This is a genomic window from Pseudomonas sp. TR47 (genome assembly GCF_044143025.1).
Taxonomy (GTDB): domain Bacteria; phylum Pseudomonadota; class Gammaproteobacteria; order Pseudomonadales; family Pseudomonadaceae; genus Aquipseudomonas; species Aquipseudomonas putida_E.
Window position 1 is genome coordinate 120,332 of record NZ_JBHFCS010000008.1, and the last position, 12,780, is coordinate 133,111.

Genomic DNA, 12,780 nt, shown 5'->3' on the forward strand with positions numbered 1-12,780 from the left:
CGATAGTCACTCGATGAACTTCAAATCCGAAGGTGCGTCCTGCGCCAGGGTCTGCACCGTCTCACCCAGCTTGCCCGTACGCGGATCACGGCGCATGACCACGATCTGGTTGCTCTTCTGGTTGGCCACCAGCAGGAAGTTGTCACTCGGGTCCAGGGCAAACTCCCGCGGGTGGTCGCCCTCCACAGAACGACGCTGCAGGAAGGCCAGTTGCCCATCATCCTCGCCCACACTGAATGCAACGATCTCATTGGCCGTGCCGCGGTTGCTCACATACAGAAAGCGCCCGTCCGCCGAGAGGTGCAGGCCGCCTGCCGCCTTGGCCGCCGCGTCCTGCTGCTCGGTCAGCGGCAGGCGCTGGCGTTCGCGCAGGGCAGCGTCCTCGACATCGAACATGACCACTTCGGCGCTCATTTCGAGCGTCAGATAGGCATGCCGCCCCTTGGCATCGAACAACAGATGACGCGGGCCACTGCCAGCTGGCAGTTCGACCGATGCGGGGATGGCCGGGCTTAGCGGGCGGTCGGTGCTGGCGCCGTCGTAGCGGTAGATGAATACCCTGTCGGCCCCCAGGTCACTGGCATACAGGTGACTACCGTCCGGCGACAGCACCACTGAATGCACATGGGCACCGGCCTGGCGCTCGGGGTTCACCCCACTGGGCTCGTGTCCGGCCTGCTGCACCACATCCTTGAGTTTGCCGTCTTTGGCCACCGGTATCACCACCAGGCTGCCGCCCGGGTCTGGAGCAACGGCGTAGTTGGCGACGAACAGGTAACGCTGGTCGCGGCTGAGGCTGGCATGCGTCGGTTCGTCGCCACGGGTGGCAACCTGGTTCAGCGGCTTGATCTCACCCTTGCTGCTCACGCTGAAACTGCTGGCGTGGCCCTTTGGCGCCTCGTTGACCGCGAACAGTTGCCGCTGATCCGCCGAAAGCACCAGCCAGGAAGGGCTGACGCTCTTGACCACCTGCTGCGGCGCAGGGCCGATGAGGCCAGTCTTGCTGTCGAACTGGTAACGGTAGATACCTTGGCTCGCACCATCGGTATAACTGCCCACCAGCAGCGTGACGGCCTGGGCATTCAAAGTCAGGCTCATGAGGCTAGTGGCCAGCAGGCTGGTCCAGGTCGGGTTCATCGTCGTCTTCATCCGGGGCGCGAAAGGCACTCATACAGACTAGACGATGCTCGCCCTGGGCATCGTGCAGTTGCCACTCGTCACCGGCGCCGATGGCAGCGGCGACCTGTTCGGCAGTGAAGGCCCAACGCCGGTGTTGGCGGCCGTCCATGCATTCGACCGTCAGGCCTGTTTCATCGAGGTTGAAGTCGAAGGCGTGCAGGCCATCGATCAGTAGCATGTCGCAGGATGCGAGAGCGGTGGCGAGGGGAGACATGAAGGTACCAGCTGAAAAAGAGGCGACAGTATAGCCTTGGCGCCGCTTTGCAGCCCAGTCGCCGCAGTTCGTCGCCACGACAAACCGGCGATTGGGCCGCAAAGCGGCCCTCCACCATTCAATGGGCGAAGATCGAACCGCCCTGCTTGCCTGCCATCTTCTCGGGCTTGATCAGGAATCGCGCCAGCGCCGGCAGCAGCCACAGCGCACCGAACATGTTCCACAGCAGCATGAAGGTCAACATCAGGCCCATGTCGGCCTGGAACTTGATGGCCGAGAAGATCCAGGTGCACACGCCGATGGCCAGGCACAGGCCGGTGAACAGTACCGCCTTGCCGGTCGAACGCAGGGTCTGGTAATAGGCTTCCTGCAGCGGTAGGCCGGCACGCAGGAAACTTTCCAGGCGGCTGTAGATGTAGATGCCATAATCGACACCGATACCCACGCCCAACGCCACCACCGGCAAGGTGGCGACCTTCACCCCGATCCCCATGAAGGCCATCAGCGCATTGCCCAGTACCGAGGTCAGCACCAGCGGCAGCACGATGCACAGGGTGGCAGCAAAGGAGCGGAAGGTGATCAGGCACATCACCGCCACGCAGATGTACACCAGGATCAGGATGGTCAGCTCGGCCGACTTGATCACCTCGTTGGTCGCAGCCTCGATCCCGGCGTTGCCCGCCGCCAGCAGGAACTGCAAGCCGTCCTTGTCATGGCTTTCGGCAAACGCCTTGGCAGCGCTGGTGACACGTTCCAGGGTTTCGGCCTTGTGGTCGTTGAGGAACACCAGTACCGGCGCCAGCGAGCAGTCGGCGTTGTACAGGCCGTCGGCACGGGCGATGGAGTTGTTGAGGATGTCCGGGTTGCGCGACAGGGTTTCCCATTTCAGGCTGCCCTCGTTCATGCCCTTGATCACCTGCTTGGACACCGTCACCAGGGAAATCGCCGACTGCACGCCGGGGGTGTTCTCCATGGTCCACATCAGCTCGTCGATCGGTGCCATGGTCGAGTGGATCGAGCAGCTCTCCGCCGGCGTCTTGACCATCACCACCAGCACATCGGAGCTGGTCGAGTAGTTGCTGATGATGAAGTTGTTGTCCTGGTTGTAGCGCGAGTCCGGGCGCAGCTCCGGCGCGCCCTGGTCGAGGTCGCCGATCTTCAGGTTCTGGCTGTACCACAGGCCACCAGCGAAGGCGACCAGGGCCAGGGCGATGGACACCGGTGCCACCTTGGCGCTGGCGAAGTTCGACAGCAGGCGCCAGAACGGATGCTCCCGGGTGGCGTCCTTCTTGCTGCGCTCGATGGCCTTTTTGCTGATGCCGATGTAGGAGATGGCTACCGGCAGCAGGATCAGGTTGGTGAAGACGATCACCGCCACGCCGATCGACGCACCGATGGCCAGCTCGCGGATCACGCCGATGTCGATGATCAGCAGGGTAATGAAGCCCACCGCATCGGCGAGAATCGCGATCATCCCGGGCAGGAACAGCTGACGGAAGGTGCGCCGGGCAGCGGTCAGGGCATTCTCGGCATCACTGGACTGCAGGGCGATGCCGTTGATCTTCTGCACCCCATGGGAAATGCCGATGGCAAAGATCAGGAACGGCACCAGCATCGAGTAAGGGTCCAGGCCAAAGCCCACCACATGCATCAGGCCCAATTGCCAGACCACTGCCACCAGGGTGGTGATCAGCACGGCGATGGTGCTGCGGATGCACCAGGTGAACCAGTAGAGCAGGACCCAGGTGATGACCAACGCCACCCCAAAGAACATCGCCACCATCACCAGGCCGTCGATCAGATCACCGACCTTTTTGGCGAAGCCGACGATGTGCACCTTCACATTGGGGTTCTGCGCCTGGAACTTGTCGCGAATTTTCTCCTCGAGCAGGTGCGAGAACTGCTGGTAGTCCAGCTTGACCTGCTTCCCGGGGTCCTGCGGATCGGGGTAGCTTTCCAGCAAGGGTACATCGACGATGCTGGACTTGAAGTTGTTGCCCACCAGGCGCCCGACCTGGCCGGACTTGAGCACGTTGTCGCGCAGTGAGTCGAGGCTGTCTTGCGAACCGTTGTAGGTATTGGGGATTACCTCGCCGCCGGAGAACCCCTCCTCGGTGACTTCACTCCAGCGCACGCTGGGGCTCCACAACGACTTGAGGCCCGCGCGGTCGACGCCGGGGATGTAGAACACCTCATCATGGATCTGGCGCAGGGTCTCCATGTAATTCTTGTCGAAAATGTCGCCGTTGACCGCCTCGACCGAAATGCGCACGGTGTTGCCGAGGTTGGCCAGGTCGTTGCGGTGCTCCATCATCTGCTCGATGAACGGATGCTCGAGCGGAATCATCTTCTCGAAACTGGTCGAGGGGCGAATCTGCGCGGCCTGCCAGAACAGGAAGATGCTCACCAGCACGCACAGGGCGATGACCACCGGGCGGTTGTTGAAGATCAGCCGTTCCAGCAGCGTGGGTTTGTCCTGGTGGTGGGGGTGCATGATGCTCTCTCGGCTGGTCATGGGCGAGGCTCCTCGGCTGCCTGGTCGGCACCTTCGCCGGTAGCCAGATGTAAACCGCCCTGCCCTACCAGCAGCAAGCCGCCATTGGCCAGGCCACTGACACCGGCCAGGGCAATGCGGTCGGCGCGGTTGTAGACAGTGAAGCTCTGCCCGTCATCAATGCTGCGCAGCACGCTGCCGCCATTGCCGACCAGTATCAGGCTGCCATCATCCAGAAGCGTAGCGCTTGCCAGGCCGAATTCGAGGTTGCCGCGCGCGGCCTTGAGTTCGATCGGCTGCCAGCTATCACCAAAGTCCGTAGAGCGGAACAGGTTGCCGCGCAGGCCGTAGGCCAGCAGTGTCTGCGGCTGGGCGGTGCCGATCACGCCGAACAGCGAGCCCTCGTAGGGGCCATCGACCTTGCTCCAGCTCTGGCCGCTGTCGCTGGAGCGAAACATGCTGCCCTGCTCGCCGACGATGAACAGGCCGGCATCCCTGATCTGGGCAATACCGTTGAGGTGCATCTGGTCGGGGTTGTCCAGGCGCTCGGCGACGTCCTGCCAGTGCTGGCCGCCGTCGCGGGTTTCCAGCAGTGCGCCGTAAGCGCCCACGGCAAAACCGTGCTGGGCATCGAGGAAAGTGACATCGAGCAACGGGGCTTCACGGGCAAGGTCTTCGAACTGCTTGCTCCAGGTTGCACCGCCATCGTTGCTGGCGAGGATCTGCGCATCGTGCCCGACTGCCCAGCCACGCTTGTCGTCGACGAAGAACACTGCGGTGAGCAATTGCCGGGTAGGCACCCGGGCCTGGGTCCAGGTCTTGCCCTGGTCATCGGAGAACAGAATGTGGCCGCGATCGCCCACTACCACCAGGCGCTTGCCAGCATGAGCGGCATCGATCAGCAGGCTCTGGCTGGCCTTTGCCGATTCGGTGGAATACTCCTGGGCAGCGGCGGCTTGCGTGCTGCCCGCCCACATCCCCAGTGCCAGCGCCAGCATTGCGCCGGCCGCCAACGGCCAGGCACCGCGCCTGGCCTGCGTCATTACCCGCTCCCTCATGACCGTCCCCTGTTTGTTGTTCTTGGTGGGTCTGTGCCTTGCAGGTACTGCGAAAACCTTGTGGTAGAGGCCTGCAATAGCTTCGGGCCATCGTAGCGGGGATGTTTGCGGGAATACAACGAGCGGGACGTTATGTTTTGTTAACCAGAAACGAGGGGCTGTTGCACAGCCCAATCGCCGGCAAGCCGACTCCCACAGGTACTGCACCGCCCTGAAGGCTTGTGCATTACCTGTGGGAGATCCCAGACTTTATGCCAGGCTTTTGCTCACCACTTCATACACATCGCTGGACAGCGCCCCGGAAGCGAGAATCCGCTCCAGTTCGCCCTTCATCAGCGCCTGGCGCGCGTCGTCATACTTGCGCCAGCGGGTCAGCGGTGCCAGTTGACGCGAAGCGATCTGCGGGTTCAGCGCATTCAGCTCGATCACAAGGTCCGCCAGGAAGCGATAGCCCGAGCCATCGGCCGCATGGAAGTTGACCAGGTTCTGTCCGGCAAACGCACCGACCAGCGCGCGCACCTTGTTCGGGTTTTTCAGGGTGAACGCCGGGTGCTGCATCAGCGCCTTGACCCGCGCCAGCCCGCCCGGCAAGGCACTGGCTGCCTGCACACTGAACCACTGATCCATGACCAGCGGGTTGTCCTTGAAGTGCTCGGCGAAGGTTTCCAGGGCCTTGGCACGCTCGGCCTCGAACGGCGAATTGACCAGCACGGCCAGCGCCGTCAGCCGTTCAGTCATGTTGTCGCAGTTGTCGAACTGCTCAAGGGTCGCTGCCAGCACCTGCGGTTTACCGCTGAGCATCAGGTACGACAAGGCGATGTTCTGCAGGCTGCGACGGGCGAAGTGCTCGGCGGCGGCGACGTAGGCGGTGTTGCGCGAAACTTCGCGGTGCGCCTGGTAGCGCGCCCACAGGCCATCGAACAACTGCTCGGCGATCTGCCGGCGGGCGAATTCGCGGGCCGCATGGATGGCGTCGACATCGGCCACCTGGCTGATCTCGGTCAGGTAGGCTTCGCCCGGCAGCGACAGCATCTCGGCAACCATCGCGGCGTCCAGCGACTCGTTGGCCAGAACAGTGCCCAGGGCAGTGATCAGGCGCTGATCGAGTTTCAGTGCTTCACCACGCTGATGCTGGCCGATCAACTCCTGCAGTACCTGTACCGACAGTTGCTGACCCGCTTCCCAGCGGTTGAAGCCATCGCTGTCGTGCTGCATCAGGAACATCAGCTGGTCACGGTCGTACGGGAAGCTCAGCTTCACCGGCGCACTGAAGCCGCGCAGCAGCGATGGCAGCGGCTTGGCCTGGATACCTTCGAAAGTGAACGTCTGCTCGGCCTCGGTCACCGACAGTACGCGGCCAGTACCAACAGCGGCGGCCTCACCGGCCAGGCGCAGTGGCAGGTCGTTGCCCTCGGCATCCAGCAGGCCCAGCTCCACCGGGATCACGAACGGCAGTTTCTCGGCCTTGTCCGGCGTCTGCGGGCAGCTCTGGCGGAAGGTCAGGCTGTAGGTTTGTGCTGTGGCCTCGTAGACCTCGCTGACATCCAGGCGCGGCGTGCCGGCCTGGCTGTACCAGCGCTTGAACTGGGTGAGGTCGACGCCGTTGGCGTCTTCCATGGCCTTGATGAAGTCATCGGTGGTCACCGCCTGGCCATCATGGCGTTCGAAGTACAGGTCGCTGCCCTTGCGGAAACCCTCGGCGCCCAGCAGGGTACGGACCATGCGCACCACTTCGGCGCCCTTCTCGTACACGGTCAGGGTGTAGAAGTTGGAAATCTCGATGAAACTGTCCGGGCGCACCGGGTGGGCCATGGGCCCTGCATCTTCGGCAAACTGGTGGGTTCGCAGGTAGGCGACGTCCTCGATGCGCTTGACCGTGCGCGAGTTCATGTCGGCGCTGAATTCGGCGTCGCGGAACACCGTGAAACCTTCCTTGAGCGACAGCTGGAACCAGTCGCGGCAGGTCACGCGGTTGCCCGACCAGTTGTGGAAATACTCGTGGGCGACCACGCCTTCGACACGCTGGTGGGCAGCATCGGTGGCGGTTTCGGCGCGGGCCAGCACGCAGCTGGAGTTGAAGATGTTCAGGCCCTTGTTTTCCATGGCGCCCATGTTGAAGTCGTTGACCGCGACGATCATGAAGATGTCCAGGTCGTACTCACGGCCATAGACCTCCTCGTCCCAGCGCATGGACTTCTTCAGGCTGACCATGGCGTGGTCGCACTTGTCGATGTTCTCGGGCTCGACATAGATGCGCAGGGTCACGTCGCGGCCGGACTGGCGCACGAACGTGTCCTCGACGCACCACAGGTCACCGGCCACCAGCGCGAACAGGTAGGCCGGCTTCATGAACGGGTCTTCCCAGGTCGCCCAATGGCGGCCATCTTCAGCCGGCCCGCTGCCGATCGGGTTGCCGTTGGACAGCAGCACCGGGTAGCGATGCTGCTCGGCGATCACCGTGGTGGTGAAGGTGCTCATCACGTCCGGGCGGTCGAGGTAGTAGGTGATCTTGCGGAAACCCTCGGCCTCGCACTGGGTGCAGAACATCTTGCCGGACTTGTACAGGCCTTCCAGCGCAGTGTTGCTCTCGGGGTGGATCTTCACGCTGGTGTCGAGGGTGAAACGCTCGGCTTTGGGGTGCAGCGTGAGGCTGTCGGCTTCGAGCTGGTAGTCGCTCGCCTGCAGTTGCTGATCGTCCAGCGAGGCGCGCAGCAGCTCGAGCTGCTGGCCGTCGAGCACCAGTGGCGGCAGGCCGGCACCGCGTGCCGGGTTGCGGCGCATGACCAGTTGCGCATGGACCAGCGTGTGGTCCTCGAACAGCTCGAAGGTCAGGTGCGTCTCGTCGATCAGGTACTCGGGCGCCTGGTAGTCCTTGAGGTAGATCACTTGCGGTTGTTCGGTACGCATGTGCAGGTCCTTTTTACTGGAGCACGGCCAACTGGTAGGCCGTGTACTTGCGAATATTGATCACGCCGGTGTCGAAGATCAGGTACTGCCCCTTGATGCCCAGCAGCGTGCCTTCCACCACCGGGTCCTTGTCGAGGTTGAAGCTGACGATCTTTTTCGGGTAGGCCTGGACCGGGTATTTCATCTGCACCACTTCGGCATCGGGCAGCGGCTGGATCGCCTGCAGGCCGAAGCGCGCCTGCAGATCGCGCAGGCCATCGGCGCAGGCATCGAAGATCTGCTCGCGAATGGCCACCAGGTCGAGCACCTCGGCGTCGCCCTTGAGCAGCGCGCGCCAATTGGTGCGGTCCGGCACCTGGCTGCGCAATACGTCTTCGACCAGGCCCGATTGCTGGCGGGTCGCCACGCGCATGATCGGCAACGCCTGGCTCGCACCCTGGTCAAGCCAGCGGGTGGGCAACTGCGTAGCGCGGGTGATGCCAACCTTGACCCCGGACGAGTTGGCCAGGTAGACCACGTGGTCGGTCATGCAGAACTGCTCGCCCCAGGACGGCTCGCGGCAGGTGCCGGCGTCGTAGTGGCAGCGTTCCGGCGCCATGATGCACATGTCGCACTGGGCCAGCTTGGTCATGCACGGGTAGCAGTAACCCTGGCTGAAGCTGGTCTTGGTGCGTTTGCCGCAATGGCTGCAGTGAATGGCGCCGAGGTATTGCAGGCGCAAGGTCTGGCCGATCAGCGGGTTGACCGGCACCTGCGTGTCATCCAGGCGAAAACTGTACTGCACCACGGGTGCTTCCAGGCTTACCGCCATCTTGCTCAAAGAGCCACGAGCGAGTTCGATCAATGTACCGAGTCCGACTTGAACAGAATGTTAGGGATCGGCGCTGACTTCGATGCGCACTCCTGGGGCCCCATGTAGCCGGTACGCTGGTCTTCTGGCAGGTTTTTCATCTCCCAGGCGATCACCGCCTGCAGCGACAGCTCCTTCTGCTCTGCGGTGAGCTTGCGGCCATCGGACCATTTGCCGATTTCCACGGCCGTTTTCAGGCTTTCGTAGATCTGCGGCGTGATGTTTTCGATCATTTGCGCGAACGTGGACATAGCGTCTCCTAAATCAAGCGGGCAGTTTACGCCGCGCCAGCGCACCACCCAAGAGGCCCGTCAGGCATCCGATGAGCAGCCCGCCGACGTGCGCGGCGTTGGCGATCTGGCCAAAACCGAGTTGGCCGACCACACCGGTCAGGCAGATGACCAGCCAGATGAGCATCATCACCAGCACGCCCTTGGGCAGGCTGAAGTGTGGGTTGGGCGCCAGCCACTGGTACAGCCAGACATGGCCGAGCAAGCCGTACAGCACCCCGGACAGGCCGCCGAACAGGCTCGGGCCACTGGTGTAGTGCTGGGCCAGGTTGGACACCAGGCTGAACAGCAAGGTCAGGCCAGCCAGCAACCAAGGGCCCTGGCGCAGTTCGATGCGCTTGCCCAGTTCCCAGTACCACATGCCGTTCATGGCCAGGTGCAGTACGCCGAAGTGCAGCAGCATCGGCGACACCAGGCGCCACCATTGGCCTTCGGCAAGGCCCTGGGCCAGCGGCGTGAAGTGCAGGTATTCACCCTGGACGCGGTAGTCCAGGAAGGTGAACCAGCTGATGGTGACGAGGTTGTCGCCCAGGCCGGTAAGGCCAGCGACGATCAGGCACAGCAAGAGAACGGCGGCGGTGACCTTGCAGGCTTTTGCCTGCTCGGCCAGTGTCGGCCCTTTCGCCGGCAAGTCGCCTTGCGCAGGGGCCTGCGCAAGCTCGACATCAGCGTTGCCGTCTGGGTAGCGCTGGTACAGCTCAAGGACATCCGCAGCCATGGTTTCCGGTGCCCAGAGCACCTGGGCTTCGCCTTCTTCGCTGACCCGGTGCGGCACCTGCAGGCGTTGCAGCAGGTGCACGAAGCCGCTGAGGTCGACCGACAGCGGCAGGCGCATCACTTCGACGATATTCATTGATTGGCCTGCGGTCGATCGACGTCGACCCAGACGAACTTGTGCGGGTCGATCCGGGTTTCATCATCCAGCCGATAGGCCGCCAGCTTGCCGTACAGCACCGCACTGTAGTCCAGGCAGGCCAGGTTGGGGCGGATCGGCGCCGGGCGGCCGCTGCGCCAGTAATGGCCGACGAACAGCAGCGGCTCCTCTTCGGCATAGCGTAGCAAGGCATTTTTCTCGGTGTGGCTGAGCGGCGTGCGGGCCACCTCATCGGGCAGCGCGTCAGGCTGGAAGACGATGTCGCCATAGGTCTTCGGGTCTTCTTCCCAGAACTTGGTACGGAAGAAGGCGCGGGTCAGGCCATCGCCGCCGGTCAGCGTCAGGCCGTCCGGCAGGCGCATGTCGGTGCCGCGCAACAGGCGGTTGCAGACTGTGGAAGCGAAGCTGCCGGGCACCGCCGAGGCCTGGATGAAGTGCTCGTCGATGCGCCCGTCGGGGTATTGCTGGCGCAGCGGGTCGATCAGCCGCGGGTCCCAGCAGGCATGCACCAGGCGGAACCGCCCGGCGTCGACGAACAGCGGCATGTCGTAGAACCACTGCAGAAAATCGTGCCAGTCACCGGGGTGGTGGGCGAACTGGGTCAGGGTCTCGTCGATCAGGCGGGCATGGCGCGGCGTGTGCTCGCGCACGTAGGCCTTGCCGCTGCCGGGCAGCGCCGGGGTTACCCAGCCCAGGGCGTTGTATTCGTGGTTGCCCATGATACAGAAGGCCTGGCCGGCCTCGACCATGTCGTGGACGATGTGCAGCGCCTCGCGGATACGCGGGCCGCGGTCGACGATGTCGCCGAGGAACAGCGCCTGACGCCGCGGGTGGCACCAAACACCACCGACACGCTTGTAGCCGAGGGTGTCGAGCAGGCGTTCGAGGGTCAGCGCACAGCCATGCACGTCACCGATGATGTCGAAACTTCGCGCCGGATCGAACATCAGTCGTCCCTGCCCCCCAGGCGGCTGCCCCAACCGAGCTTGGTGCGGCAAACCTCGTAATAATTGTGGCCCAGCGGGTGGATCAGGCGCAGTTTCTGCGGCTTCTTGCTCACGGTGATGGTATCACCGGGGGCGCAGGTGAAGTGGTTCTGGCCGTCACAGGATACCTGCGGGTAGATCTGCAGGTCCTTGGACACCACGATCTTCAGCTCGCTGTTGCCGTCGACCACGATCGGGCGGCCCGACAGGGTGTGCGGGTACATGGGCACGATGACGATGGCGTCGAGCTTGGGGTGCATGATCGGGCCGCCGGCCGACAGCGCGTAGGCGGTCGAGCCGGTGGGGGTGGCGACGATCAGGCCGTCGGCCTTCTGGCTGCAGACGAACTGGCCGTCGATGTAGATCTCGAACTCGATCATCCGCGTCGACTTGCCCGGGTGCAGGACCACATCGTTGAGCGCATCGCCCTGGCCGATGGCCTCGTGGTGGCGGCGCACCTCGGCCTGCAGCAGGAAGCGGTTTTCCACCAGGTAGTGGCCGTCAAGCACTGCGGCGACCTTTTCTTCCAGCTCGTCCGGGCGAATATCGGTGAGGAAGCCCAGGTTGCCGCGGTTGATCCCCAGGACAGGGATGTTGTGCCGTGCCAGAGCACGCGCGGCGCCGAGCAGGCTGCCGTCACCGCCGACGACGATGACCAGGTCGCATACTTCGCCCAGCAGCTTGCGCGTGGAGGTCTGCAGGCCGTGGCCAGGCAGCACTTCGGCAATGGTGTCCTCGAGGATCACGTGCAGGTGGCGCTCGAGGAGGAATTTTTTCAGTCGGCGAATGGTGTCGAGCACCTGCGAGCTGCCAAGGCGGCCGATGATACCGATATTGCGAAATTGCTCCATGGGGCTCCTGCAAGGCTCTGCGGCGGGTGACTATGCCGCGATTATGGGCGAAACGACCGGGCAGCGGCAAACCGGCTATGCTCGCAGCATGATGCCTTTCGCCGATCTCCACGACCTGCCTCGCCAATTGCGCCGCGCCGCCGTGCGCGACCTGGCCTGGACGCTGCTGTCGCCACCGCTGCTGAGCACACCGCCCTGCCCCCAGCGCCATCCGCTGGCAGGCAGCACCTGGGCGGCGGATCCCCAGCGGCTGAAAGACTGGTTACAGGCGCTGGACGCCGACGATCAGCCCCTGCGTGAGTGGCTGGCAAACAGCACCAGCCGGCGCCTGGGCCTGTACTACGAAGGCCTGTGGCAGTTCGCCCTGGCCCAGGCGCCCGGTGTCGAGCTGCTGGCGGCCAACCTGGCGATCCGCACCGGTGGGCGCACGCTGGGCGAGTTGGACATTGTGCTGCGCGACGCCGACGGTACTCACCATCTGGAGCTGGCCATAAAGCTTTACCTGGGGCCAACGGACGGCCAAGGCCATGACCCGGCGCAGTGGCTAGGGCCGGGTTGCCATGACCGGCTGGGTACCAAACTGGCGCACCTGGCCGGGCACCAATTGCCCATGTCGGGTGGCACGCAGAGCCGTGAGGCGCTGGCCGGGCTTGGTATTGGCCAGGTACAGGCACACCTGTGGCTGGCGGGGTATCTGTTCTATCCGTGGCCTGGGCACGCCGAATCGCCCGCGGGGGCCAACCCGCTGCACCTGCGCGGGCGGTGGTTGCGGCGGCGGGATTGGGCAATGGCCGAGGTGGGACGCTGGCAGCCCCTGCCCCGCCATGCCTGGCTGGCACCGGCAAGGTTCGAGGCAGATCAAGGCTGGACCGCGCGGCAGTTCGCTCAATGGCTTGAGGGACTTGACCCGCAAGCACCGGCGCAGATGCTGGTCAGGCTTGAGCCAGGCCCGGAAGGCGAATGGCTTGAGGTGGACCGCCTGTTTCTGGTGGCCGACAGCTGGCCGCACTTGCACCTTAGCGGGTAAACCACCCCGGCATTGAGAGCAGCAGGCCGCAAACACAATTTCACCGACCC

Annotated in this window: 11 protein-coding genes; 1 reads left to right on the forward strand and 10 read right to left on the reverse strand. The window is 63.8% G+C overall.

Annotation, left to right across the window (positions count from 1 at the left end):
• Window positions 1-6: 6 nt before the first annotated feature.
• The 10 genes from ACEWE8_RS11310 to ACEWE8_RS11355 form a co-directional block, all read right to left on the reverse strand.
• On the reverse strand, window positions 7-1,137 hold the full coding sequence (locus ACEWE8_RS11310; protein WP_189339962.1) for a lactonase family protein: 1,131 nt from the start codon (window positions 1,135-1,137) through the stop codon (window positions 7-9).
• Window positions 1,103-1,393, reverse strand: a complete 291-nt coding sequence (locus tag ACEWE8_RS11315) for a DUF5629 family protein (protein ID WP_080952127.1) — start codon at window positions 1,391-1,393, stop codon at window positions 1,103-1,105. Before ACEWE8_RS11315 ends, ACEWE8_RS11310 begins: the two co-directional genes overlap by 35 nt.
• Window positions 1,394-1,511: 118 nt before the next feature.
• On the reverse strand, window positions 1,512-3,908 hold the full coding sequence (locus ACEWE8_RS11320) for an RND family transporter (protein ID WP_196997728.1): 2,397 nt from the start codon (window positions 3,906-3,908) through the stop codon (window positions 1,512-1,514).
• Window positions 3,905-4,945 carry a YCF48-related protein gene (locus tag ACEWE8_RS11325; protein WP_046786510.1) on the reverse strand — a complete coding sequence of 347 codons (1,041 nt, stop codon included), beginning with the start codon at window positions 4,943-4,945 and terminating at the stop codon, window positions 3,905-3,907. Before ACEWE8_RS11325 ends, ACEWE8_RS11320 begins: the two co-directional genes overlap by 4 nt.
• A gap of 249 nt (window positions 4,946-5,194) precedes the next feature.
• Window positions 5,195-7,852, reverse strand: a complete 2,658-nt coding sequence (gene pepN / locus ACEWE8_RS11330) for an aminopeptidase N (protein WP_046786511.1) — start codon at window positions 7,850-7,852, stop codon at window positions 5,195-5,197.
• Between the two features lie 13 nt (window positions 7,853-7,865).
• Window positions 7,866-8,696, reverse strand: coding sequence for a DUF2797 domain-containing protein (locus ACEWE8_RS11335; protein WP_046786512.1), 831 nt, complete (start codon window positions 8,694-8,696; stop codon window positions 7,866-7,868).
• A complete protein-coding gene (locus ACEWE8_RS11340; RefSeq protein WP_046786513.1) occupies window positions 8,693-8,953 on the reverse strand; it encodes a YeaC family protein in 261 nt (86 codons plus the stop codon). The genes ACEWE8_RS11335 and ACEWE8_RS11340 overlap by 4 nt, the downstream gene beginning before the upstream one ends.
• Before the next feature lie 13 nt (window positions 8,954-8,966).
• Entirely contained in the window at window positions 8,967-9,845 is an 879-nt protein-coding gene (locus tag ACEWE8_RS11345) for a rhomboid family intramembrane serine protease (RefSeq protein WP_046786514.1), read from the reverse strand.
• Window positions 9,842-10,813, reverse strand: coding sequence for a metallophosphoesterase (locus tag ACEWE8_RS11350; protein WP_046786515.1), 972 nt, complete (start codon window positions 10,811-10,813; stop codon window positions 9,842-9,844). The genes ACEWE8_RS11345 and ACEWE8_RS11350 overlap by 4 nt, the downstream gene beginning before the upstream one ends.
• Window positions 10,813-11,703, reverse strand: coding sequence for an NAD(+) kinase (locus ACEWE8_RS11355; RefSeq protein ID WP_012313480.1), 891 nt, complete (start codon window positions 11,701-11,703; stop codon window positions 10,813-10,815). The genes ACEWE8_RS11350 and ACEWE8_RS11355 overlap by 1 nt, the downstream gene beginning before the upstream one ends.
• Between ACEWE8_RS11355 and ACEWE8_RS11360 the strand changes: the two genes are divergently transcribed.
• On the forward strand, window positions 11,702-12,730 hold the full coding sequence (locus ACEWE8_RS11360; RefSeq protein ID WP_046786516.1) for a DUF1853 family protein: 1,029 nt from the start codon (window positions 11,702-11,704) through the stop codon (window positions 12,728-12,730). The genes ACEWE8_RS11355 and ACEWE8_RS11360 overlap by 2 nt on opposite strands.
• The last annotated feature ends 50 nt before the right edge of the window (window positions 12,731-12,780 follow it).

Excerpts from the sequence above, each read along its gene's own strand:
- ACEWE8_RS11355 (WP_012313480.1), bottom strand. The coding sequence starts at position 11,703 with ATGGAGCAATTTCGCAATATCGGTATCATCGGCCGCCTTGGCAGCTCG.
- ACEWE8_RS11325 (WP_046786510.1), bottom strand. The coding sequence starts at position 4,945 with ATGAGGGAGCGGGTAATGACGCAGGCCAGGCGCGGTGCCTGGCCGTTG.
- ACEWE8_RS11360 (WP_046786516.1), top strand. The coding sequence starts at position 11,702 with ATGGGGCTCCTGCAAGGCTCTGCGGCGGGTGACTATGCCGCGATTATG.
- ACEWE8_RS11345 (WP_046786514.1), bottom strand. The coding sequence starts at position 9,845 with ATGAATATCGTCGAAGTGATGCGCCTGCCGCTGTCGGTCGACCTCAGC.
- ACEWE8_RS11340 (WP_046786513.1), bottom strand. The coding sequence starts at position 8,953 with ATGTCCACGTTCGCGCAAATGATCGAAAACATCACGCCGCAGATCTAC.
- ACEWE8_RS11350 (WP_046786515.1), bottom strand. The coding sequence starts at position 10,813 with ATGTTCGATCCGGCGCGAAGTTTCGACATCATCGGTGACGTGCATGGC.
- pepN (WP_046786511.1), bottom strand. The coding sequence starts at position 7,852 with ATGCGTACCGAACAACCGCAAGTGATCTACCTCAAGGACTACCAGGCG.
- ACEWE8_RS11315 (WP_080952127.1), bottom strand. The coding sequence starts at position 1,393 with ATGTCTCCCCTCGCCACCGCTCTCGCATCCTGCGACATGCTACTGATC.
- ACEWE8_RS11320 (WP_196997728.1), bottom strand. The coding sequence starts at position 3,908 with ATGACCAGCCGAGAGAGCATCATGCACCCCCACCACCAGGACAAACCC.
- ACEWE8_RS11310 (WP_189339962.1), bottom strand. The coding sequence starts at position 1,137 with ATGAACCCGACCTGGACCAGCCTGCTGGCCACTAGCCTCATGAGCCTG.